The sequence below is a fragment of the Chryseobacterium capnotolerans genome (assembly GCF_021278965.1).
In the GTDB taxonomy this organism is placed as follows: domain Bacteria; phylum Bacteroidota; class Bacteroidia; order Flavobacteriales; family Weeksellaceae; genus Chryseobacterium; species Chryseobacterium capnotolerans.
On sequence record NZ_CP065589.1, the window covers coordinates 2570463 to 2595408 of the forward strand.

The following is a 24946-nucleotide window of genomic DNA, read 5'->3' on the forward strand; positions in this document are numbered from 1 at the left end:
TCTTCTTTTCTTTTCTACTACGCCTAATAAGATAATATATTGAGGTTGGAATCACTATTAATAAAGCAATCGCTAATGAAATAAATTCCATAATATGATCATACCACGAATAGGAAAAATGAGTCTCTACATAGATAAAACGCAGGATAAAAAGAAAATGAAGAACTGCAACACTATACCAATAATACCTGTATGACTCTATATCACTTTCTATTATAATTTTGAAAAAAAATATGATACTCACTACCTGAATGAATAAAACTAATATAATCATATTACTTATCTTTTTACTTCCACATCATAAATCCTTGCGTTGCCAAGTCTCTGCCTTCTGGAAGATAGAGAGTAATGCCGGGTTGATAAATACTCTTGTCTTCTCCATACTCAAGCATTAATGCTCCCCCGCCTCTTAATTTAGGATCCAGGCTATCGGTGATAAGGCATAATAATTTCCCATCCCCCATATAATCCATCTTATATGTAGTAATAGGAAGCTGCTTATAATTATCTATCACATACCCTCTATATTCTTCTAATATATTCTTTATATTATTGTCTTTATATAATACTTGTTGAATCCTAGCTGTAGACGGATAAACCAGCTTTAATTCAGCATTTATATCATTATTTACATGGATTTGGCCAATCATTTTATAAAATTCTAATGCTTTCTTTCTTACCAAATCCTGATCTAGCTTTCTCAAATCCTGTCCTTTTGTCCACCCTTCAAACTCATAGGGAACTTCGGCATTAAATGTAAAGCTGAACTCATAAAATTCTTTTCCAGCAGCTTCTTTTGGACTTACTTGTGTTGTAATTACTTTTTCATCATCAAAGCTTTTTTTAGATTTATTATCCATCATGACTACTGAAATATCAACCTTTGCTTTGTCTGATAATTTGGTAGTTGGCACTTGATTTTCTAATCCTAAATCTTTATTAATTAAATCTCCAACAGGATACATTTTTACAGTAACTTTCTGTGGGCCTGATTTCAAAACCGGATATATTCCGATAGGAGTAATTACATTTGATAATTCATAATCACTATTATTAAAAACATCATTAATATATACTTCAATCAAACAATTCTCCTTATTAATTCTAACATAATACATGGGTTCTTTATCATAGTGCTTAATTTGTGAACTTACTTTTGCCACAAAATTAGTTTCCGTAATATCCTTTGCTTCTGGAAAGATATATTGATTGATATCATACATATTTTTAGAATTATTTATTGTTGTTGGTTGGTTATTGTCTTTTTTCTGAGCACAACTTAATAAACAAGTATTAGCTATTATTATTAAAAATAGTTTTTTCATATTATCTTTCTGATGGATTTTTAGTCATTTCTGAAGAATTAAATACTAATTGACAAGGCTCCATTAACATAAACTGAGTAGGTTCCTTTTTTGCCAAGACAGTACTTTTACCTTTACCCCTTTGTCCTACCACTTCAGCAGTATACTCATATTCTCCTGCTAGTCCTGTAAAAGCAATTTTATCTTCATGATAAGGCTTACTATCCGCTTTAAAATAGTACCGTCTTTCAATAAAAACATTACCATTTACTTCAAACGCTCCCTTTGCATTTAAATTTTGCATTTCTTTTTCTTCATTATTATTCCATGTTAGTACATGCATACCTCTTACCAATAGATTCTGATTGGTGATACTTCCCGAAAGTTTTAACCTTACAGTAAAAGCTCCTGAAGGCGCAACACTGATTGAAGAATGATCTTTTTTACTTTCACCTTTAGCAAGAGTTACCATATTGAGGCTCTTTTCAGCATTATGAATTTTTAACCAAAAATCAAGATCTATATGGGCCGTAATATCTTTTTCAAATTCTGCTTCAGCACCAAAAACCTCTTTCAGCGCTGTATCTGTAGCAAATGCCAAAAGTTTATACACTCCATCCAAGGCCGTGTTGGCAACATGTAAAGGATAAGTAATGGCTCCGTACCAGCCAACAACCTCCTTTCCTCCTTTTACTTTTGTAAGGAACATCCTGCTAACCCCTAAACCAAATCCTCCTGTTGCTGCTTTCGCCATATTAAGAGTCATTCCAGCAGGAGTTTTATCCAGTAATAATTCTCCCAGACTCTTCTTTTGCTTTACTCCCATATTGAGAAGCGGACTAATTTTTATTCGCTCTTCCATAACTGGCTGAACCCCAATATTGGGATCATCTGCAAATCTATAGCCTCTAAAATATGATCCTTTCATCATTTCAAGAGTATTTTTTGCCATATTTACGTTTCTTGCAGTTTCAAAAGTTTTCGAATATTTAGTCAATATATTTCCTGCTTTTTTTCCGGCATTTGCAATCTTTGCTCCTTTATTGACTACACTAGCCACCTTTCCCGCTTTCGAAATAAAATTAGCAAGCGCAGCTCCTTCCGTAAGAATAATGAGCAGGACATCAATAAGAATTTCCAAAGTAACCACACCAGCAACCATAGCCTTAAATACTGCGGGGTATTTTTCTGCATAGTCAATCTGTTTTGAATTCTTTTTCCCTGCATTATCAAAATCATAGTAAGCAGTAAATCCAAACTCGTATCTATCAGCCATATCTTTTATGATATCAAGAATAAAATTACGAATAAAAGCCGTTCCAATTACAGGACTAATAATGGTTGCTGAAAGACGATCTGCTATAGGACTGTTTTTAATCCAATCCAATTCTTCACTAAGTCCCTTTACGGTTTTTATTGTTTTTTGCTGGCCAAAAATATAATATTCAGGAATATATGGATCATCAAACAATGCATGAAATCCCCACGCAACATCCGCAAATGTTTTCAAATACAGACTTTTATGATAGCGGCAGGTTTCTACGGGTATTCTATAATATTGTATGAGATCTTTACTGCTGATCTCCCAATCCATCAATACACTTTTCAATGTAGAATAGGCAGGATCGGTATTAGACATCATACTGGAAAACAGAAAATAATTCTTTAAAAAATCCCAGCTGCTTTTTTCATCATACTGATAATTGAAAGAAGGATAAATGGTAACGCTCTCATCTTCTTTTACCACCTGAACTTTTATCTGACTTTCTTTCAGTATCTGGGTATCTATTACCCGGCCTTTGTGCGGTGTTTTCTTATCCCGGACATCATCCTCTGAAAAGAAAGTCTGCTTCATATTTTCTTCAGTATGCTGACATTCTTTGGTATTTACATTTTCAAGCCGTATACTGAGTTCTTTGATATTTTTACTGTCTTTAGGGGGAGCAATGGCAGAAACCAGAAATTTCATGTTTCCCAGCTGTCCATTCTGATCTTTTCTGACCGGCTCTTTTTCATCAAAAAGTTTTACTTCCGGAGCGTTTCCATATTTGTAAAATACTTTTTCATATTTACAAGGCTCGTACTTCTGGGTAAAGTATTTTTCATCATATATTGTGACAGGACTTAGATTGGTGACAGGTTTATCCTGCAGATTGAAATCAAAAAATACATCAAGATATTTCTTTCTCTTATCACCATCAAATAGCAGCAAATCGTCATAGGAAATTATAAAATACAATTTTCCTAAAGATTTATGTTTCACTTTTCCTGTAATGGCCAATGTATCAGGCAGCATATCTGCAAGAAGAATAGGCAGAAGAGCAGCATAAAAACTCTTATTTTTGAGAAATTCTTCATGTGAGAGATAAAATCCTTGTATACTATAAAGTTCAGTGATAGTAAAGATACTGGTAAACACCAGCTTAGATTCGCCATCTCTTCTTTTAAAATAAACATCTATTTTCAGCGGGTGTCCAAATAGCCCAACCCCACTGATATGAGCAGTACTATTATTATTAATACCCACCTCGTAAGCTTCCCTATCTTCTTTACTATTCCACCATTTTGCTTCCAATAATTCTAGGCTTTGCCACTACTATAAGTTGTATGGAAGCAATAGCATTTCCATTTTCATCTTTTGCGGAAATGGTAAAGAGATGAGGTCTTTCATGCGATCCTGCATAGGATTTCAAGACAATAAGCTCTGCTTTATTTCCTTTGGTAAGATCGCCCGTATCCAATTGTTCACCATTGCTGAAAATTACCCAAATTGCTTTAGAAGCGGCCGGGGTCTCTATAAGCTCCATTTCAAGATTGAAGGAGTCATCTCTGATCGTATCGAAATTAACAACAATTCTGTTGTTTTCAATCTTATGATTACTGACTACTATCCTGGCCATGATCTTGTTTGGTATTAAAAGTTAAGGAATGTCTTGGTTTTTCGGGCTCTGTAAGCATAGGACAAAGCTCATTCAAGGTATCCGGATCTGACTTCTCTTTATTTTTAGGGCCTAATTCTGCAATTTGTCCATGATTGACAATCGTAATACAATCTGTACCTCCAATGGGGCAGGTTGCTTTGCTGTCTTCCAGCAAAACCATTCCGCCGTTATCTTCAATAATTATTTTATCGTAATATCCACTCCACTGTGTCACCACAGCAGTACATGGACTATTATTTTTTTTAGAACAGCTTCCGAAGGTATTCTTTTCGAAAGTTGATCCTATATCTACATGTGTTGCGGTCAATTTTTTTTTGCCGTCCTTATCATTGATGTAACGTCTGCTTTGGGTATTTACTTTAAGTTTATCGGGGGTTGTCCCGAAATTGCACTTGCAGATTGCCCCTTGACAAACCAAGTGTTTTTCACTCATATTATTCCTATTTGTGTTGATTTAGTGTATAAAATTCTAGGGTTGGTTAGCCCAATATAGAAAAATTCCAAACAGCAGACAGGACCTTATTCCTGTATACTTTAACAGGCCATTTATAATTCATAAATTCCTATTTCAATTCTCTTATGATGGATTTTTCCTTGTAATTCAATAAAACCTGTTACGGAAAAAATCCTTTTATCTGTTTCATCCATTTTAAATAGAATGTTGATGCTTCCCTTTACTTTATTATCAGGGTTTCTGCTGATCAAAGCGTGAGAAGGGGCATTCCAAAGTTCCAGTTCCGACCTGTTATCTGTACAGGTTCCTGTAAGACGGATCATAAACTTATTACTTTCACTAATCTTCAGATTGGCCTCCAGTTTCATTTTAAATTTCACCCCTGTATGTTTCGGAAAGATAAGATAACGATCTTCAAACTCTATTGTTTGTCCTTCTACATAGTTTCTATACACTGGAGTATGCCATATTTTGAAAAAAATGCTATTCAAAAGCCTGCCTCCATACATCTCTGTATTGCATACCGCCTCTTCTGCTTTAGATAAAATCTCTTGGCCTGTTTCTCCCTGATAATAATCCTCTAATACTGGCCTCAATAGGATCCATCGCTCTTTAATCTCTTTACTATTAACAATATTTTTAAAACTTCCATCTTTATTACAACCGATCATAAGCGGATAAAGACAATGGTCAATCTTATCATACAGCTGCTCTACCAATCGGAAGTTATCACTGTTATTTACCCTCACAGAATGTTTATTGAATGTTGTTATACAACGTTCTTCATCTGCTTCTTCCGTGATATCAACTTCAAAATCCAATACACTCACCAATTCTTTATGATTAAAATAACGTTGGGTTATTCCATATTTCTTCGTTGTTCTTCCAATGGCCTTGGTCACTTTATTGTTTGAGTAGGCAACTTTGGGAGAAGTAGGAATTTCCTGATCATAGCTTATCGGAATCAAAATATTTTTGAGTTGTTTAGGCAGCATATCTCCATAGATGTATTCATCTACTATCCCACAATGAAGATTATGATAATACACAAGTTCCGCAACAGGTAATCCCAGTTTACCAGCAACAGCTGAAAGCGTATCTCCAGCCTCTACCTGATATTTCCTGTGCGTTTTTTTCATGATACTTAGTTGTTTAACATGCAAGATAGTAGCTATAAATCTAAGGGACAAATGAATTGGGTATAAATTCAGAAATTGTCGTAATTCTACGACTTTTAGTTTGTATTTAATACCAACTATCAACAAATGTTATTGAAATAATGACAAACAACCTGCTTTTAGATTAATTCCTATCAAATAAAAGCCTACATATACTCTTTTTTCCATAATAATGATAGTCAAACACTTTAGACACATCCGCTATCTTAAAACAGAATCTTATGAAAAGTCCCATCTGTTGCCTGATTCAAAAAAAATAAATTTTATCAAAAAATATTTTGCCAGAAATTAAAAACTTCCTATATTTGCACCACTAAAAACAACGATACTATCGGAGTTTAAGGAGAGTTGGCAGAGTGGTCGATTGCGGCAGTCTTGAAAACTGTTGACTGTAACAGGTCCGGGGGTTCGAATCCCTCACTCTCCGCAAAAAAGGTACAAATCATATGATTTGTACCTTTTTCATTTTAAAGACCATCACCCATGAAAACTAAACCAAGAATACAAATACTCTTCACATTATCTATTTTGACATTTTTCAATTACTCAAGTGCTCAAAAAATCATTAGTACAGATATTAATCATTTTTGGATTGCCTATGACAGTATTCAGAAAAATAAAAAAAATAAAAGCGAAATCCTCGAAAATATTTTCCTGAGCAAGAAAACTGAAGGCCTTACATCTTTTATGGAGATTAAAAAATTCGGAAAAGATGATTATTTAAATGTCATTGAGAAGTACCCTCAATTTTGGAATTCCATCAGACCCAATACTTTTATTGATGCTAAAAAAATCAAAACAATAAATACTGCTTTAAGGAAACTGGGGAAACTTTATCCCAATAATTCTAAGGGAAATATTTATTATACAATTGGAGCCTTAAAATCTGGTGGAACAATTCATCATGAGGATTTATTATTAGGTGTAGAAAAAATTATCGGTAATCAAAACACTGTGGTTTCTGAATTTGAAAATGAAAATCTTCGAAAAATGTTCCAGTTTACCAATCCATCACAATTGGAACAGGTAACAGTGCACGAATTTATTCATACTTTTCAAAAAGATGGAGAGATTAACGTTCTATCGAAGGCCATTAAAGAAGGCTCTTGTGATTTTATTGCAGAATTAGTTTTGAACAAAAAGTTTACTGCATCGTATCTGGATTATGGATTTAAAAATTATGAAAGCGTAAAATCAGAGTTTAAAAAAGAGCTGTTTAGTAAAAGATTTGAGAACTGGTTTTATAATAGCAATGCTAAAAATCCTGATCTTGGATATTTTGTAGGATATGTGATTTCAAAAAAATATTATGAAAATTCTGCAGACAAGAAAACTGCAATTAAGAACATCATTGAGTTAGATTTCAGTAATCAGGCCGATGTACTTGAATTTTTAGTAAAATCAGATTATTTTGAAAATAAAAAAAACGCTGACCAAATCCTTTCTGAATATAAGGAACATCAACCCCGATTAATAAAAGTCATAGAATTTGAAAATGGCAGTCAGAATGTAAGAATACATACAAAAAAAATTCAGATTGTATTCTCAAAACCAATGAATGAAAAGGTTTCAATCAATTTTTCAAAAAATGGAAAAGAACATTTTCCGTTAAAAAATATCGTGGGCTTAGATGAATCAAAGATCATTTTAACCATTGAAACAACTGACCTGCAATATGATACAGAATATGATTTTTATATAACAGACAGGGTTACGAAATCTGAAGACAACTACCCTTTTGATACTGAAGAATATAAAATATCTTTTAAAACCGAAAAAAAATAATTTCCATAAGCTTTTTATGGCTATTCGGGACTGAATCATCTATCATGAAAAGCTTTACAGCCAGCCCAAATAGCGCTTGGCAGCACTGAAATTAAGATTAAAAATCCAAATTCAGGTGATCATAAAAAAAATCTCTCTGATAACCCGACAGATAGGATTTAGTTTGTTTTTTATGGGTAGAGTTATTATAATTTTTTCTATATTTGCACCACTGAAAACGACGATACTATCGGAGTTTAAGGAGAGTTGGCAGAGTGGTCGATTGCGGCAGTCTTGAAAACTGTTGACTGTAACAGGTCCGGGGGTTCGAATCCCTCACTCTCCGCCAGTTGGGAAACCAAAATAAGCTAAAACGCTGTAAACATCAATGTTTACAGCGTTTTTTGTTTTAGCGGAGTATCAAAAAAAATTAAAATAGGTCACGATTTATATGTCCTATTTCGTGTCCCATTCAAAAAAAGACAAAAATGGGTCACGAAAAATCAAGGAAAGCCCGACCAATAGGCAGTCTAACGATTGTACATCTTGCAAAAAGTGGTAACAAAAAGTAAATTATTAATTAATTAAAGTTATCACACAATGAACAAAACATTCAACCTGTTATTCTTCATCAAAAAGAACAAGATCAGAACCAACGGAACCGCTCCCATCTACTTACGAATCACGATAGACGGCAAGGCAGCGGACATTGCTGCTAAAAGGTATATCGATCCGAAGAAATGGGATGTTAAAGCACACAAGGCATTGGGTAATTCGCAAGAAGCCAAAACACTGAATCTCTATCTTAAAACTTTGGAACAAAAAGTTTACGATTTCCACTACCTGATGCTGAAAGAAGAAAACTTTGTAACTGCAGAGAGTTTAAAATCTAAACTGCTTGGAACCGATATTGAGCAAAGAATGCTCATTCCCATCTTTCAGGAGCATAATGACAAAGTGGAAGCCCTAGTCGGTCAGGATTTTGCCCCGGGAACATTGGAGCGTTACAAAACGTCTTTAAAGCATACGCAGGAATTCATTAACTGGAAATACAAAGTTTCTGATATTGATATCAAGCAAATCGATCATGGTTTTATCAGCGATTATGATTTCTGGCTGCGCAGTGTCCGTAAATGCGGAAACAATACTGCTGTGAAGTATCTCAAGAATTTCAAAAAGATCATCCGTTTGTGTATGGCGCATGGCTGGATCACCAAAGATCCTTTTCTGGGCTACAAAGCAAAGATTAAAGCTGTAGAGCGTCCTTACCTTACCAAAGAAGAGATCCAGATGATCTATGAAAAGGAATTTACATCAGATCGATTGAACCAGGTTCGGGATATTTTTCTTTTCAGTTGCTATACCGGCCTGGCCTATGTGGATGTCAAGCATTTATCAAAATCAAACATAAACGTCGGCATTGATGGTGATCAATGGATTTTTACCCATCGTCAAAAGACCGATACCTCAACCAGAGTTCCGCTATTACCTTTGGCTCAGGAGCTGGTTTTAAAGTATGAGAACCATCAGCAATGCGGCAATTCAGATGTTTTGTTTCCTGTTCTAAGCAATCAAAAAATGAATTCGTATCTGAAAGAGATTGCGAGCGTCTGTGGAATCAATAAAGATTTGACTTTCCATATCGCGAGGCATACATTTGCTACTACTGTTACTTTGTCCAATGGTGTTCCGATTGAAAGTGTGAGTAAGATGCTTGGGCATACGAATATTAAAACTACTCAGCATTATGCGAAGATTTTGGATAAGAAAGTGAGTGATGATATGGTTGCTTTAAAGGATTTATTTAACAGTGGCTTAAACAACAAATAAAGATTCTAATTTTCCGAAATTTCTCATTGTGTTGACTTCAAAAATCGTTTTGACAGTTAAATTATTTTACAGGAATTTATTTTTTCTGTTATTTCTATCCCCACATGTAAGGATAGAAAAATACTTTTTTCTAAGGATTTTATTGAGATATCCATTGCTGAAATTTGCAAGACTTAAAACAAATTCATTATGGAAGAAAAAAACAGATTAGAAGAAGAGCCTAAACCAAATGCAACTGGTAACAGCTCTAACGATTCAACGGGAGAAACCGAAAGTTCAAAAACAGAAGGATCAACACCTTCAAAGACAACTGTAGATCCACCTCCAACAACATCACCGGAAGGTGCGGGTGAAGTTATTAAACCTATTGGAGAAAGAGAGAGAAATCCTAAGAAGCGATAAATTTTCGCTTTAACTGAAAACAGAGGGTTTTACTATATTTACGTAGTAAAGCCCTCACCTTTGTATATGTACAAGATATTTATAATATTTTTTAGCATTTGTTTTATTAATGCTAACAGCCAGCAAAAAAACATAATAGATAGTCTAATTTTATTGTCACAATCCGAAGCATCACATGATACTGTGAAAATACAGGCTTTCACTGAACTCTCTTGGGAATTTAGAAAAACTAATTTTAATAAAGCAAAATACTACGCTCTAAATGCTTATACGATTAGTAAGAAAATAAACTATCCGAAAGGTATTGTTACAAGCTTGAATAGAATTGGTACTGCATATATTTTTAATAAACAATTTTCACGTGCGGAAAAAGAATATTTGAAAGTCTTACGCTTAGAAAAGCAATCCGGAAATAAATATGGTATTGGCCGAGCCAACAATCAACTTAGTGAAATATACAGAAATAAAAAAGATTTATCTAAGGCGCTTTCTTATGGATTAGATGCATTGAATGTATTTGAACAGCTTAAAAAACAATCATTAGAGGCTTTAGTTTCTAATAATGTAGGACTTATATATCAGAACATGGGATCGTATGAGCAAGCTAACAAATACCTTTTAAAGGGACTTGCTATAAGAGAACAATTAAAGGAGGATAAAAATATAGCGAATAGCTATACGAATTTAGGTATTCTTTATCTAGTAATGAAAAATTATGAAAGTGCTAAAGATTACTTTCTTAAAAGTGAATATTACTTTATTAAATTCAATGATGATTATGAACTCTCGAAAATATACAATAATTTAGGAATTATATATTTTGAAACTGGTAATAATACTTTATCTCAAGAATATTATGATAAAGCTATGAAACTGAAGGTTAAATTAGGTTTAAAAGATACAAATTCTGAAATACACAATAACCTTGGAGCTCTTTATTATAAACAAGGCGATGATAAACAAGCTATTCGGGAATTTAAAAGAAGTATTGATATGCAGAAAAAATATGTTCCTAAAAATAGCCTTAAAGAAGCGAATATAAATTTAGGGCATATTTACTTCCGGAATCAAGAATATGATCAAGCTATAAAATATTATAAAAACTCATTAAAAACCTCAGAAAATTCAAAAAATAAATCAGAAAAATTAAAATCCTTAGATGGGTTATACGTAGCATATTCTGTAAAACAAGATTATGATTCTGCAATATATTACTCCCAACAGTATAATTCTTTAAGAGATAGTTTGGAAACTGACTATAAGAAAGCTGTAGATTACAGAGAAAAGTTTGCGAGAATACTGAAAGAAAATGAACTTTTACAAAGAGATAAAAAAATTTCAATAGTAAATATTAAAAATTTAGAACTTAAAAATCAAAATAATAACATATTAATATACACCTTATCTACCATATTTTCTTTATTCGTATTATTATTTCTTCTTTGGACAAAATGGAAAGTTGAAAGACAAAAGAAAAAAATAGCATTAAAAGATAAAGAATTAGAGGAAAAAAAATTAGAGCAACTAATTAAAAATCAAGAAATCAAATCTTACAATGAAATGTTGAATACACAGCATCGAGAACGTAAGAGAATTTCACAAGATTTACATGACAGGATAGGAAGCATACTATCAGTTGCCAAGGTTTATTACAAGTCTGGGGAAGAACAGCTTCTACAAAATAAGAATCTTGATCTTGTGAGTTTCCAGAAAGCAAATGAGTTGATAGATGAAGCATGCCAAGAAGTCAGAAGGTTATCTTACGAAATGTCCTCTGGAGTACTCACTAAATTCGGATTACTATCAGCCGTCGAAGATTTAGTAATCACTATTGAACAAACTAAGAAAATAAAGATAGAATTCATAGCTGGTGATTTAGAAAACAGACTAGAAAACAATGTTGAAATCCAAATATATAGAATCATTCAAGAGTTGATGAACAATATTTTAAAGTATGCAGATTCAAGTCATGTAACTATTCAAATATTAAAGCTTAAAAATAAAGTAAATGTTCAAGTAGAAGATGATGGTATCGGCTTTAACACTAATGAACAGTCTAGTGGCATGGGGTTACAAAATGTAAGGTCTAGAGTCGGCTCATTAGGCGGTGAAATCAATATTGATTCTGTAATTGGACGTGGAACCTACGTGAATATAGAAATACCTATAAATAGTAATGTATGATAAAGATTATTATTGCTGATGACCATGAGATAGTTCTTGATGGTTTAGAATTAGTCATTAAGAATGACCCTAATATTGAAATTGTTGGACGTGCACTGACAGGGAAAGATGTTATTTCAATAGTTAATACTAAAAATGTAGATATTGTTGTGCTTGACATCAATATGCCGATTATGGATGGTATTGAGACAACCAAATTTCTTAAAAAAAATCATCCTGAAATTAAAATACTTATTCTCAGTATGCATGAGGAAATAAGTTTTATAAGAAACATATTCAATGCAGAAGCTAATGGATATATATTGAAAAATAAAGGAAAGGAAGAATTATTAGCTGCTATAAATAGCATTTTTAATGGAAAAAACTATTTCTCGGATGAAGTTAATCAATCGATCTATGCGACATTAAAATCAAAAGATGTAGCTGGAGAAATTAGACTTACTGAAAAAGAAAAGCAAGTACTTGCATATATTGGAGACGGTTTTACGGGGCCTGAAATTGCAGACAAGCTAAATATTGCAAAGACTACATTTGAGACCCACAAAAGAAACCTTCTCGAAAAAACAGGTGTCCGGAATTCAAATGCACTTATCAAATTTGCGATTTTAAACGGATATTGTAATCCTAATTAATTTTAAAGCTGCTTCTTGAGCAGCTTTTTTTATCCTCAAAAGTGAGGATGAAAAATCCTCAAAACTGGGGAAAAGCACTATAATACGGCTATTTAACTTTGCATTGTAATCAAATTATAAAAATATTACAATGTCTTTACAAATAAAATATTCAACAGAAATTGCCAAGGAGCTTGGTAAGATTGCGGTTTATCTGCCAGGTGAAATCATTGAGGTAGGTGATATTATTAAATTTCCATATGGTAAAACAGGGTTTTTAAAAAAGAAGCTCCACTTGGTACTTTCACAAAAATTTCTTCTCTCAAAAATCTTGATGTCAACTATTCAGAATATGATAGTTTAGGAAATAAACATAGTTACAAATTTTCGAGTAAAAACTCTGTAAAGAGTATTACATCAGCAAATTCACAAATTGAAGTTGTAGACGAGTTACCGAATGCAAATGGTGAAATAAAATTGCAATTTACGTCGGAAGGTTCTATTTACTTCCATGCTATTGAATGCTATAAAAAGCAAATCGGTGACATCACAAAACTTGAAAATGAAATCATTTCAAAAAGTAAGGTTCTAATATGGGACAATACTTATCTCGTAACTTCAGTAACCTATGCATCAAATGCTTTAATAATGCAGTCCAGGTCAAAAAACTCTGAAATTACTTTAGCAGGAAACATCAACGGATTAAAAACACAAGGAATAGACATTGGGGTTTCAGCAGAATTAAATATTAAGAATCAAAATGGAGATTTTTTCATAAAAGACTGGTCACAGAATGTTAGTGTTTTTATGGAATTAATGAAGTTTGAAAAAGAAACATTCCAAGTTATCAACAAAAATCTTAACACAAAAGAACCTAATGGCAGATTGATTCATGTCCAAGTAAATAGTTTAATTATATAATTTAAAAAAATGTTCTACACAAAAAGTTATTTGAGAGATCTCTCAAAAACCGGAAGAAAGGGTACAAAAACCTTTTCCGCAACAGTAAATGAAAGTAAAAATAGTATGTCCTTTGACATTTTCTTGTCTCATAGTTATCGAGATAAGGAGTATATAGAAGGTTTATTTTTAGAATTATCATCAAAAGGATTCAAGGTTTATGTTGACTGGATAGTTGATTCACATCTTGACAGAAAAAATGTAGATAAGAGGACTGTTGCCTTAATACGAAACAGGATGAAGCAGTCAAAATCTCTAATTTATGCAACTTCCGAAAATGCTTCAACATCAAATTGGATGCCTTGGGAATTAGGCTATATGGATGGTGAAACTAGCAGATGTGCCATTCTTCCAATTACAGATTACGAAAACTCTACGTTTGAAGGTCAAGAATTTTTATCTGTCTACCCCTATGTCACAAAAGAGTCTGTAAAAGGTCTTGTAACAGGCAATATTTCGACAGAAGAAATATTATGGTTGAACGAAAACTCACGGAATTATCAAAGCTTAAAAGAATGGTTAAGATAAAAATGATAATGAAATTATTATTTATTAGTAATTCTTGGACTTATAGTAATGCTTATAATAGTTTTTTACAGATAAATCAAAATGTAATTGTAAACAATTAAAACTCTAGAATAATGAGAAGAAGAAGAGCAAAAGCAGTAGTAGTAGGTATAAATTATTATAGATCTAATAAGGTGAATAATCTTTTTGGATGTGTAAGTGATGCTTATGAAGTTAAAACAGTTTTAGAAAGAGATGCCGACGGCACAAAAAATTTCGATGTGGTATTAGAAACCGCCGTTGATGATAATTCATCCATTGATAGAAGAATGTTAAAAGATCTCATTTTGGATGTTTTTAATGAAGATAATCCTGAAATAGCATTGTTCTATTTTTCAGGTCATGGCTATTTAGAAGATTCAGGAGGATATCTGGTAACTTCTGATTGTGAAGATGGAGATGAAGGACTTTCTATGAGAGAAATCTTAGATTATGCTAATAATTCAAATGCTTTAAACAAAATTATAATTTTAGATTGCTGTCACAGTGGTAAAATGGGTAGTCCAGGTGCTGAAACATCTGTAACAATCTGCGAGGGGATGACTATATTAACAGCCTCCACAGACAAACAATATGCCTCAGAAATTGACGGATCTGGTTTATTTACTAAACTGTTTGTCGATGCATTAATGGGAGGAGCTGCTAACATTTTGGGTAACATTACCCCAGGTAGTGTATATGCTCACATTGATCAATCTTTAGGAGAATTCGGCCAACGTCCAATGTTTCGAACCAATGTAAAAACATTTATTAGTTTACGGGAAGTAAATCCTTCTGTTTCACTTTCTGATTTGAGCCGAATCACTGAACTTTTTCCAGATAGAGAAGAACATATATTAAATCCCACTTATGAACCAACAAGTGATAATGCAGATAAAAATAATTGTGAAAAATTTAAGATTATGCAAAATTATAACAGAGTGGGCCTTGTCGTTCCAATTGAAGCGGATCATATGTATTATGCTGCTATAAACTCAAAATCTTGTAAGCTTACAACATTAGGTGAACATTATTGGAATCTTGTAAAAAATAATAGAATTTAAATTAAATCAGTAACGTATGGAAATTATTTTAAACACAGATACTGTAAAAAAACTGGATCAAGATATTAGAAATAAAATCTCAACAGAACTTAAAACTTGGGAAAAGAAAACTGATGATAATGGGTATACATTATATTACCATACTACGAAATCAGGTCAGTGGGAAGATGATTTATTTGTGAAACCATTTTTAAATATTGAAAAGAAACAAATTAAGTTTTGTATCACCAAATCTGATGGTGAAATAATTGATTTTGAACCATCTTTTGGATACCTATTAGGGAGATTTACGGAAGTATTAATGGTAAATTTTTCAGATCAATTTAACAGTCTTGAATTTAAGTAAGTAAATCATAAGAGTGTAAAATAAGTAAAGGATAGCTTAAAAGAATATCCTAAGAAATATTTAAACAAAATTAAAATAAAAACAATATGGCAAATCCAAGAGCATTTATAAGCTTTGACTTTGATAATAACGCTGGTGAAAAAATGTATTTTGTCGGTCAAGCAGTAAACTCCCGTACTCCTTTTAATATTGAGGATTGGTCTTCAAAAGAAGCATTGGCACAATCAACATGGCAAAAAATTATTGAAGATAAGATGAAGAGGTGTAATATGATGATAGTTTTGGTGGGTAGAAATATGGGTACTGCAACTGGTGTTAATAAGGAAATTGATATGGCAATTAAAAACAATGTTCCTTTTTTTGGAGTATACGTCGCTGGAGCGAATTCTTCATCTATTTTACCTGTTGGATTGGCTAGGAATAGGGTTATTCAGTGGACATGGGATGGTATTGCAAAGGCTATTTCTCAGATGATGAAGGAAGGCAAAAATCTTTAAAACATTTTTTGAAAAATGTATAAAGTAATAATACATTTATTCTTTAACTAGATATTGAAACTGAAAACTTTCAGTTTACTGAATAAAATCGTTTTAAATACTGTTATATTTATAACAGTATTTAAATTTTTAATAAATCATGTTAAATTCTATACTTAAATAATTAATAAAAACAGATTCAAATGATTTTAGGAATAACGGGGCATCAAAGTCTGGAGAGTTTTGATTTAGACTGGATTAAATTGACGATAGGTAATTTTATAGCGGAAAATAATGTTATAAACGGGGTTTCATCCTTAGCAATTGGTGCGGATCAACTTTTCTGTAGAGAACTAATTAAAAGAAATATCAACTATGATGTGGTTATTCCATGCAATAACTATATATCTACTTTTAAAACTCTAGATGATTCGAGGTCTTTCTTAGATTTATTAAACATGTCAAAAGATACTTATACACTTGATTTTGATAAACCTAGTGAATCTGCATTCTATTCAGCAGGCATTGAAATTGTTAATAAAACAACAGTAATGTTAGCTATATGGGATGGAAAGCCAGCAAAAGGCCTAGGTGGCACAGGGGATATTGTTGAGTTTGCATTAAAGCAGAAAAAATCTGTTTTTCATATTAATCCAGTAAATAAAAGATCTAATTGCTTGAAGCAAAGTTAAGGCAATTTACAAAATAAAATGAATTACCCATTTACACCCCTATCCCATGAGATTTGTAAGTTAAAAAGACCTAGGCTTAGATTTTATAATCTGAGTCTTTTATATCAGCAAACTAAAAAATGAGTTGAATGAGTTGAATGAGTTGAATTAGTCAATACTTAATCTGACAGTTATAATCAAATTGAATAACTTTAAAACAGATTAAGTATTATGACAACACAACAAAAAATCATCAAAAACAAGTTAGGTGTACTTGAATTAGCACAACATTTAGGAAACGTCTCCAAAGCCTGTAAGGTGATGGGATATTCCCGAGACAGTTTCTATAGATTCAAAGAACTGTATGAGCAAGGAGGTGAATTGGCGTTACAGGAAATCTCAAGAAGAAAGCCAGTATTAAAAAACCGTGTAGATGAAGCCATAGAAAAGGCTGTTGTTGAGATAGCCATTGAGAACCCTGCTTTAGGACAGCTTAGAGTAAGTAATGAGCTTAAAAAGAAAGGCTTTATCGTATCTCCGGGCGGAGTCAGAAGTATTTGGTTAAGACACGATCTACATACATTTAAACTTAGATTAAAAGCCCTGGAAGCCAAATCCGCTCAAGATGGTATAGTCCTTACCGAATCTCAGCTTTCAGCATTAGAGAAGGCTAAGGAGGAGAAAAAAGCTCATGGAGAAATTGAAACTCACCATCCTGGATATTTAGGAGCTCAAGACACTTATTACGTGGGCAATATAAAAGGAGTTGGACATATTTATCAGCAAACTTTTATTGACACGTATTCCAAAGTTGTTTTTGCAAAGCTATATGATCGTAAAAATGCCCTTATTGCTGCTGATATGCTTAATGATCAGGTGGTTCCTTTCTTTGAGCAACAGGAGCTTCGTTTACTCAGAATTTTAACAGACCGGGGAACTGAATACTGTGGAATAAGGGAGCAGCATGAATACCAGCTCTATTTGGCCATTGAAGATATTGATCACACGAAGACCAAGGCTAAAAGTCCTCAGACCAACGGCATCTGTGAACGTTTTCACAGAACGATTCAGGAAGAATTTTATGCCATAGCTTTCAGAAAAAAAATTTACAGAAGCATTGAGGAACTGCAATTAGATCTGAACAGCTGGCTGTCCTATTACAACAATGAAAGAACACATACAGGAAAACATTGCTATGGTAAAACACCGATGCAGACGTTTCTAGATAGTAAAACTATGGCAAAAGAGAAATTATTGGAAACTCTTGCAGAGGAACAAAAAATCCTTACTTTTGGAAGTAAGGAAAATATGGGATAACTGACAATTATTTTTAAACCCTAACTGTCAGATAAAGTCGTGGCTATTACAAATGAGTCGATAGAAAATTTCTTGTTTTATTTAATTATTACATGTTTTTGTCAATATGTAAATACTTAATCCCTTGTTTACTATAATCTATGTAATAAAAATTATATCCTAAAATTTTTAATATAACTCGATGAATAAGAGTAGCGTATGCATCAGATATTTTTTTTATCCTTTGTTGTTCTTCAACTGTATCATAATTTATAGCTTGATGGGTCATTTGGTTACGTGCTAATAAAGCTTGATTTTCAATAGATTTTTTATCGAAATGAATCTCTAGATATTTAAAAAACACTCGCATCTTTTCTCCAATACTAAAATTATAAGGATTCTTTATTTTATTAATTATAGATGACTTAAATTCATATCCTTCCAACTTTTTTCTAAAGATTCGAGTTCATCTTTGATTAAAATATGATAATTATTTTTTTCATCTTTACTGTATGTTTTTTGTAATCCATGAACTTTAACAAATGAATCTATTAAACTCTCTAAGCCCGAAGATAATGTTGGTAGATTGGTTCCTAACGGTGAACTTTGACCAATCCAAAGTTTCCATAAACAATCAGAAAGCGATATCTTATTATATTGGTTAACGAAATTACTAAAAAGTTCATTTAGAATTTTCTCAAGAAAATTTCTATCTTTTCCGTTACTTAATGGTATAGGATTCATATTTATATTTTTATACAACTTTCTCGACCACGGATTTATTGATTCTGTGGCGATAAGTTCATATCCATTAATGAATGAGCTTGATCCAATATTTTGCAGATGACTTCCAAATATAAATGATAAAAACTCTTGTACTATTTTTCTGAAATATTGGTCTGGAAAATCATTTGAAATATTACGATACTCGACTAAAATTCCATCCATATTATCTGGCAAATATTTTTTATTTACTGCTTGAATACAAATAATTTGGTTTTGATAATTCAATACAAAATAATCCCATGAACTTGAGTATCCATTACCGAAGTATTCGATATTCTCTTCGTAATGATCTAAACTGGTTCTATATTTATAATGCTCACTAAAGTTTATTCTTTTTGTTAGTCCACTAAACAAAATATCAGGAATTGAGCAAAGAGAGTAATCGCATATTTTATCCGGTAGAATATTGCTGTTATTTACTAATTCAATACCTTCTAAATATACTTCACATCTAAACTCAAAATATAATACATCATCTTTTTTAAATGGAATCTGATTAATAAATGAAATACCAAATCCCTTTATACGATATATATTTCCATTTGATTTGGCTTCAATTGTTTCACCTTTTATAAAGCCGACTTTTTTTAGTTCATCGTCTTCATAGTATTCTAATTCTTTTGGATTTTTTGTTACACCTTTTAATATCCCTTTTAGGCTATAATCATAATCTCTAAAAATTTCAATAGTCGAATCAGAAGGAATTTTATAATGATTAGTTAGTGAAAAAAGTTCAGTTACTTTTAGAGGAAACTCATTGCCTTCCCAATCATAACTTTGAAATTTTTTGTTCTCAATCTTTTTCATTTATATCCGCAGTTTTTTATCATCGTTTTTATTATAAAAGTAAATACAATTTTTTTTAGATAATCACTGTTATGTATCTCAACCATGTTTATTGATACAACTTTAGTTGAGATATTATTTTTCGTATTCGTTTAGAATGGTTTCTAACACATTTTCTAAATTTTCAGTAATATCTTTTCCAGTAAATCTTAAAACATTTATATCTAATTTGTTTAAAGCTTCATTAATTTTTTTATCTTTATTTAAATCATGAAATTCTTTTCCGTCACAAAAAATTGCTAACTTTTTATCCGGAAAATAAAAATCAGCTTGAGTAATAAGTTGTTCTTGTCCCAACCAAATGCCACTGTCTTGCATTTCGAAATAATTTGCAATGATATCTCCTGACTTAAAAATATTTGTCTGTATTATTGGAGTCAATTTCTTCAAATACATTCCTTGTAATAGAAATAATTCAATAGGAGAATCACACCTAAAAATTCTACGAGGTTCAGTATTTGAAAAGTTTTTAAAAAATAAATTCGTCTTATATTTTCTATATTTTGCATTGATTTCTTTTGATGACGTACTATTCTCTAAGAATTTTATTTCTCGCTTATCAAAAATTGGAGATAAAAAATACATTCCCCAATTAAAACCAACAGTATCTATATAATCATTATAATCTAAATTTGAAAAAATTTGATAATCTATTCCCATTCCTTGTTTCCAAGATTGAAAAGGATTAAATTCTGTGAAAACTAAATTTCCTTCTTGGCTTAATTGTTCAACATCCATTTGCTCAAGTAATTCTATCCTCCAAGTATCAATTTTACCTTTGTTTGTCATAGGTAATAAAGAAATATTATATGGTAAACCTTTTAATGAGCCTTCTGGATTGTCTTCTATGGCAAAAAAATTAAAAACAATTGAAATTGCTTGAAACTCATTTACTCCAATACTTTTATAATATTCATATTCTATTTCAGCAGGATTTACTGTTAAAATTGGTGGATGACCCGAATCAGTTATAAATTTTAATCTCGAATTTGTAATTGGTAATATTCCATTTAAGGCATGAAAGTCTAGATTTAATATCGGTGGAATATTTCTAAAATCAATTTCTAAATCTTTTTGTTTAGGAAAATTTTTATAATATTTTAAATTATCTTCCAAAAATTTAGGTCTATTTAGAATCATACGAATATTTAGTGTGATATGTTAATTGAATGTTTCCTGTAAAGCTACAGGTGGATTTTGCTAGCGACAAAGTTTTATTAAGAATGAAAATAGATGTCCAATTGAAGTCTTTCAATAATAGTTTTTTTAACATTATAAGCAGCGTATCACCTTAAAAGCTGCTCAAATAGTTTCTTCCATATTGAAATGTATTTTTCATCAACTTTATCGAAATTCTTATCAAATTTATTTTGCATATCTCTTGCAATATCGACTTTCCAACCTTTTTCTAAAATTATATTCTCTGTTCTAGCCCATTCTTCGACTTGGTTTACAATAGGTTTATCTTTGGTATAAAAATCTTCAAAATCATTTTCTGCTCTATATTTTTTGTCTATCAGCCTAATTAGTGAATCTGGTTCCAACAAATCTTCAATTTCATAAATATCTTCCCCTATAAAATCTTTCACTCCAATTACTTTTTCCTTTTGGCTCAAATATTTGCCAGTTTTTAATTGTTTTTGGAAATCCTCTCCTGCTTTATCTGAGTCTAATAAAACAATGGGTAAATCATTATCTCGTGAAGCTACCAATTTTGAAACGGGTGACATTCCTCTAACTCCACCAGTTGGAATAAAAACGATCTCTTTTGAGTATTTTAAATCACCATTTCCAATCAAGAATCTTTTTATTAAACTTAAGTATATCTGGTCACTTGGTCCTTCAACTAAAATGGGCTTGCAGCCTAACAAAAGCGTGTCTGATACTGTTAAGCCTAATGCGGCATGAACAGGATAAATAGATTTTTCAGCATCAGTTTCATTATATCGCAAATTGGAAGAAACTTTTGTTCGGCCTGTTTCTAAATCAACATATACAGCTTTTACATTTGCCAAGTTATCCATATCAACCAAGAATGGAGAATGAGAAGTATATAGCAGTTGATTATCCTCTGACAATTTTCTGAAGAACTTCGCTAAGTCATATTGTGCAATCGGATGCAGCGATAAACCGGGTTCGTCTAAAAGTAATATTGTATTGTTATGTTCTTCTTTTGTTTCCACTAAGAATACAAGAAAAAAACTAAAAAACCATTGCAAACCTCGGCTTCTTCCTTCAAGCTCAATATGTTCTGGACGAAGTTTATCGGAAACATTTATCCGAAAATGATTTCCATCAGCTTGAAAATCAAAAATATAATCACCTTGCAGCCACCATTTTTTAAAGCTAGTTGTTAATTCCGTCGCTGCAGATCGTAATAGAACACCTCTTTCTTTTTTCTTTTCGGACCATTCCTTTACTTCATCATCTGTTAAATCAACTTCTTCCGAGCTTATTTCTTGCTCATAATGATTTAGTTTTTTAATAATGACTTTTCTATCATTACCTAACTCATAAATTTCTTGAGGTGATAAACCAACATATTTAAAAAGCACATCTAAAGTCCTAACTTTTGCTCTAGCTGATTCAGATAAATCCTTACGTTCCAAATCTTCAATTACCCTAGGTAAAAAGATTTCACTATCTAGATTTCCATAGTCAGAGTAATAAACAAATTTTGGTATATTTTTTAGGACTTTTTGCCTAATTTCTTTAGTTGTTGTAATGGGCTTCGCATCAAAAGCATCAATGAAAAATTGAAGATTTTTAGAAATATTGTTTGCAAAATATTCTGGGATATTTTTCTTTCTGCTAAAATTTGTGTTCAATAAATTTTGAATTTCTACTATAATTTTTTCAATATCAGATTTAACAAAATAATCTTCCTCAAAGTTTTTCTTTAGATTTTCTAACAGATCATTAATTAAGTTTTTGTTTTCATCAGATTCTTTAATGAAAAAATCTTCATTCGCAATATTAGTCTTAAATTGGTTCAAAACTGTTATTATCCTTTCACTCGAAAAACTTCTAACTTCCGAATATGGGAAAGATATACGATATTCTCCGTTATATTTTCTTTGTACTAAAGTTCTTTTGACTTGTTCAATATCACAATCTAATTCTGATGATATTTCATTTGCCAACTTATCGTTTAAAATAAAGTCAGCTTGTATGAATACATCCTCAGAGTGATTGTCTGTCTTGTATTTACTATATAAATTTCGTGGAAAATCGTCTAACGGTACGATTGGTTCATTGTTAGCAGGTCTCAATTTCCACAAAGCTATCAGCAAGTTAGTTTTTCCAGCTTCGTTTGTTCCAACTAAGCAAGTATTATCAGATACTTCTATCCAATCACTTTCTTCTATTGATCTAAAATTAATTACCTTAAATCTGTCTAATATTGTTTTCATCAGTTATAATTTTTGGTTTGGTATTATTAAATTATCAGAAAATTAAGTGCTGAATTTAATTTTAAAATTTAATTAATACAGCACTAAAATGAAGTTATTTCCAATTGCCGAAATCGAAGAAAAATTGTTTTAATCTATAATTATTGAATCTATTAATTCATTGTTGAAATTAAAATTGTCTAGTACATTATTAATTGAATATGAAGAATTAAATTTTTTTGTATTTCAACTACTTCTTTTTCAGTGATAATTTCTTTAGTTCTGTCTTTAAATTCTACTAAAAAATTAAATACATCTTTCTCAGATACGATCGAAAATCCAAGAAGCAGAAAACTTAAGCCATTATCAGAGCTTCCTATTGCATTTAATGAAAAAACATATTTCCCATCAATAGGAAGGTATTGATGGCTATTATTTAAAAATCCCAGTTTATTTAGATGTGAATGAGTTAATGGAGCTTCATAATATTTAATGTCAGCATTCAATTTTTTTTCTTCTTTGTCTTTCACGAAGTATACATTCAATTTGTCATTATCTTTATTAACAAATCGTACTATATGTTGTTTTAAATGTGAATCGGTTAAAACATAGTAATGGTTTTCTTTCATATTATAAATATTTCTTTATGTTTTTAAATTACAGTTAATTTATATTCTGACTCTGTAAATGACAAAAATAAAAACCATTATAAAATTCACTATCAGTATTTTCACTGAATCTTCTCAGCGATTATTCTGCAATTGTGAAAGCTGTGACCCCAAATCTGGTAAGCATTTGTTTTTGCAATTTTCCATCAGATTACAGGTATTGATAATTTATGTTCATTACTTTATTTTGAAATAATTGTACAAACATATACAGAATGAATTAGTTCATTATTTTTATAAAAGTTCTGATTCGATTAAATCCAATTTGGCTTCCTTCAAAATTTTATTCATTATTTCCAAACATTCTTTTCTGACAGTATCGAATTTATTCCTTAGTTTAAAATCCATAATTTCAAGACAAGTTTCGTGTTGTCTAATTCTTCCATCCTGAATTCCTTCTAAATATAGCGTTCTGATTTCGTTAAGTTTTACTACGATTTTTCGTATCTCTTTTCTCCAATTTTCATTTGATAATTCAGTAAAGTCAAAAGTTGTAGCAATTAAATCTTTTTCTCTATTATACAATTTTCCAGTCGAAATTGTCTGCATAGTATCTTTAATGGCTTCAATAAAATCTCCGCCACTTTCCTCATATTGCATATGTCTGTCAAAAGCAGGACGAGAAAATGCTCTTCTAAAAGTTAATAAAATATGTTCATTTTTGTCATATTGATAAATTTTATCTAAAACATCTGAAAAGTAGAAATACATTAAATCCTTATGGTTTAAAATCATTGCTTGCAGATCTTCCCAAAACCATATTTCTACTCGAAAAAGATTCTTTCTAGCTCTTTCCTCATTAATTGCTAATATTATATTTTGAATTTTTACATCTCTGAAAGAAGTTGTAGCAAAAATTAATCTTTCGAGTTGGGGACTAAAATTTTCTGCATTAATTATTTCTTTTTTTATAATATCTTCTGTTAGCAAACTGTAATTTAGTAACTGTCCTTGGGAACTTGTATTTATGACTTTCTTTGCCTGAATACCTGGTAGCCTACGTTTTTCATCATATCCTATTAGGTCTATACCATTTTGTTTTTGCCCTTTTCTCCCATACAATTGCCAACCTTCATCTTTCCAAATTACATCTACCAGTCCTTTTAAAAAACTTTCAAAATATTCCCACTTCTGGGGTGGTAAAAGAGTCAAATCGAAATTACCCATATTTTATGATTTTTTTAGAATTGTTATAGCAATTTATTACTGATATTTTTGAAAACTTA

General features: G+C 31.4%; 24 protein-coding genes and 2 tRNA genes. 15 read left to right on the top strand and 11 right to left on the bottom strand.

What is annotated here, in order from left to right; translation table 11 throughout:
- Window positions 1-287: 287 nt before the first annotated feature.
- The 5 genes from H5J24_RS12255 to H5J24_RS12275 all read right to left on the bottom strand — a co-directional run bounded on the left by H5J24_RS12255 (window position 288) and on the right by H5J24_RS12275 (window position 5839).
- The gene (locus H5J24_RS12255; RefSeq protein ID WP_068942949.1) at window positions 288-1325 is read right to left on the bottom strand and encodes a hypothetical protein; all 1038 of its coding nucleotides are present in this window, start codon (window positions 1323-1325) and stop codon (window positions 288-290) included.
- Window position 1326: 1 nt separating this feature from the next.
- A complete protein-coding gene (locus H5J24_RS12260) occupies window positions 1327-3879 on the bottom strand; it encodes a hypothetical protein (RefSeq protein WP_232816332.1) in 2553 nt (850 codons plus the stop codon).
- The gene (locus H5J24_RS12265; RefSeq protein ID WP_232816333.1) at window positions 3857-4204 is read right to left on the bottom strand and encodes a hypothetical protein; all 348 of its coding nucleotides are present in this window, start codon (window positions 4202-4204) and stop codon (window positions 3857-3859) included. The genes H5J24_RS12260 and H5J24_RS12265 overlap by 23 nt, the downstream gene beginning before the upstream one ends.
- The gene (locus tag H5J24_RS12270; RefSeq protein ID WP_068942947.1) at window positions 4182-4679 is read right to left on the bottom strand and encodes a DUF4280 domain-containing protein; all 498 of its coding nucleotides are present in this window, start codon (window positions 4677-4679) and stop codon (window positions 4182-4184) included. Before H5J24_RS12270 ends, H5J24_RS12265 begins: the two co-directional genes overlap by 23 nt.
- Window positions 4680-4792: 113 nt before the next feature.
- Window positions 4793-5839 carry a hypothetical protein gene (locus H5J24_RS12275; protein WP_068942946.1) on the bottom strand — a complete coding sequence of 349 codons (1047 nt, stop codon included), beginning with the start codon at window positions 5837-5839 and terminating at the stop codon, window positions 4793-4795.
- Between the two features lie 381 nt (window positions 5840-6220).
- Between H5J24_RS12275 and H5J24_RS12280 the strand changes: the two genes are divergently transcribed.
- The 15 genes from H5J24_RS12280 to H5J24_RS12350 all read left to right on the top strand — a co-directional run bounded on the left by H5J24_RS12280 (window position 6221) and on the right by H5J24_RS12350 (window position 18049).
- A tRNA-Ser gene (locus H5J24_RS12280) sits at window positions 6221-6305 on the top strand.
- 56 nt (window positions 6306-6361) lie between these two features.
- The gene (locus H5J24_RS12285) at window positions 6362-7663 is read left to right on the top strand and encodes an Ig-like domain-containing domain (protein ID WP_068942945.1); all 1302 of its coding nucleotides are present in this window, start codon (window positions 6362-6364) and stop codon (window positions 7661-7663) included.
- A gap of 240 nt (window positions 7664-7903) precedes the next feature.
- Window positions 7904-7991 (top strand) — tRNA-Ser (locus H5J24_RS12290).
- Between the two features lie 251 nt (window positions 7992-8242).
- The gene (locus H5J24_RS12295) at window positions 8243-9472 is read left to right on the top strand and encodes a site-specific integrase (protein WP_068942944.1); all 1230 of its coding nucleotides are present in this window, start codon (window positions 8243-8245) and stop codon (window positions 9470-9472) included.
- 189 nt (window positions 9473-9661) lie between these two features.
- Window positions 9662-9874 carry a hypothetical protein gene (locus H5J24_RS12300; RefSeq protein ID WP_068942943.1) on the top strand — a complete coding sequence of 71 codons (213 nt, stop codon included), beginning with the start codon at window positions 9662-9664 and terminating at the stop codon, window positions 9872-9874.
- A gap of 66 nt (window positions 9875-9940) precedes the next feature.
- Window positions 9941-12058: a tetratricopeptide repeat-containing sensor histidine kinase gene (locus tag H5J24_RS12305; RefSeq protein WP_068942942.1), complete on the top strand. Its 2118-nt coding sequence runs from the start codon at window positions 9941-9943 to the stop codon at window positions 12056-12058.
- Window positions 12055-12690, top strand: a complete 636-nt coding sequence (locus tag H5J24_RS12310; protein WP_068942941.1) for a response regulator — start codon at window positions 12055-12057, stop codon at window positions 12688-12690. Before H5J24_RS12305 ends, H5J24_RS12310 begins: the two co-directional genes overlap by 4 nt.
- Before the next feature lie 130 nt (window positions 12691-12820).
- Window positions 12821-13033: a hypothetical protein gene (locus H5J24_RS12315; protein ID WP_232816334.1), complete on the top strand. Its 213-nt coding sequence runs from the start codon at window positions 12821-12823 to the stop codon at window positions 13031-13033.
- A gap of 113 nt (window positions 13034-13146) precedes the next feature.
- Window positions 13147-13590, top strand: a complete 444-nt coding sequence (locus H5J24_RS12320) for a hypothetical protein (RefSeq protein ID WP_232816335.1) — start codon at window positions 13147-13149, stop codon at window positions 13588-13590.
- Window positions 13591-13599: 9 nt separating this feature from the next.
- Complete coding sequence (locus tag H5J24_RS12325) at window positions 13600-14157, top strand: TIR domain-containing protein (protein ID WP_082811170.1); 558 nt, start codon at window positions 13600-13602, stop codon at window positions 14155-14157.
- 113 nt (window positions 14158-14270) lie between these two features.
- A complete protein-coding gene (locus tag H5J24_RS12330) occupies window positions 14271-15239 on the top strand; it encodes a caspase family protein (RefSeq protein WP_068942939.1) in 969 nt (322 codons plus the stop codon).
- Window positions 15240-15255: 16 nt separating this feature from the next.
- Window positions 15256-15585, top strand: coding sequence for a WW domain-containing protein (locus tag H5J24_RS12335; protein ID WP_068942938.1), 330 nt, complete (start codon window positions 15256-15258; stop codon window positions 15583-15585).
- An 86-nt stretch (window positions 15586-15671) separates the two neighbouring features.
- Window positions 15672-16082 (top strand): TIR domain-containing protein, encoded by a 411-nt coding sequence (locus tag H5J24_RS12340; protein WP_068942937.1) that lies wholly within the window; start codon window positions 15672-15674, stop codon window positions 16080-16082.
- Between the two features lie 182 nt (window positions 16083-16264).
- Complete coding sequence (locus tag H5J24_RS12345) at window positions 16265-16753, top strand: hypothetical protein (RefSeq protein ID WP_068942936.1); 489 nt, start codon at window positions 16265-16267, stop codon at window positions 16751-16753.
- Window positions 16754-16963: 210 nt separating this feature from the next.
- On the top strand, window positions 16964-18049 hold the full coding sequence (locus H5J24_RS12350; protein ID WP_068942935.1) for an IS481 family transposase: 1086 nt from the start codon (window positions 16964-16966) through the stop codon (window positions 18047-18049).
- 88 nt (window positions 18050-18137) lie between these two features.
- On the opposite strand, the gene H5J24_RS12355 is transcribed toward H5J24_RS12350, so the two are convergent.
- From H5J24_RS12355 to H5J24_RS12380, 6 genes are all read right to left on the bottom strand, one after another.
- The gene (locus H5J24_RS12355; RefSeq protein WP_232816336.1) at window positions 18138-18473 is read right to left on the bottom strand and encodes a hypothetical protein; all 336 of its coding nucleotides are present in this window, start codon (window positions 18471-18473) and stop codon (window positions 18138-18140) included.
- A complete protein-coding gene (locus tag H5J24_RS12360) occupies window positions 18443-19621 on the bottom strand; it encodes a hypothetical protein (protein ID WP_232816337.1) in 1179 nt (392 codons plus the stop codon). Before H5J24_RS12360 ends, H5J24_RS12355 begins: the two co-directional genes overlap by 31 nt.
- Before the next feature lie 114 nt (window positions 19622-19735).
- Window positions 19736-20800, bottom strand: a complete 1065-nt coding sequence (locus H5J24_RS12365) for an endonuclease domain-containing protein (protein WP_068942933.1) — start codon at window positions 20798-20800, stop codon at window positions 19736-19738.
- 146 nt (window positions 20801-20946) lie between these two features.
- The gene (locus H5J24_RS12370; protein WP_068942932.1) at window positions 20947-23073 is read right to left on the bottom strand and encodes an AAA family ATPase; all 2127 of its coding nucleotides are present in this window, start codon (window positions 23071-23073) and stop codon (window positions 20947-20949) included.
- A gap of 179 nt (window positions 23074-23252) precedes the next feature.
- The gene (locus tag H5J24_RS12375; protein ID WP_232816338.1) at window positions 23253-23681 is read right to left on the bottom strand and encodes a hypothetical protein; all 429 of its coding nucleotides are present in this window, start codon (window positions 23679-23681) and stop codon (window positions 23253-23255) included.
- 273 nt (window positions 23682-23954) lie between these two features.
- Window positions 23955-24887, bottom strand: a complete 933-nt coding sequence (locus tag H5J24_RS12380; protein ID WP_068942930.1) for a hypothetical protein — start codon at window positions 24885-24887, stop codon at window positions 23955-23957.
- Window positions 24888-24946: the final 59 nt, after the last annotated feature.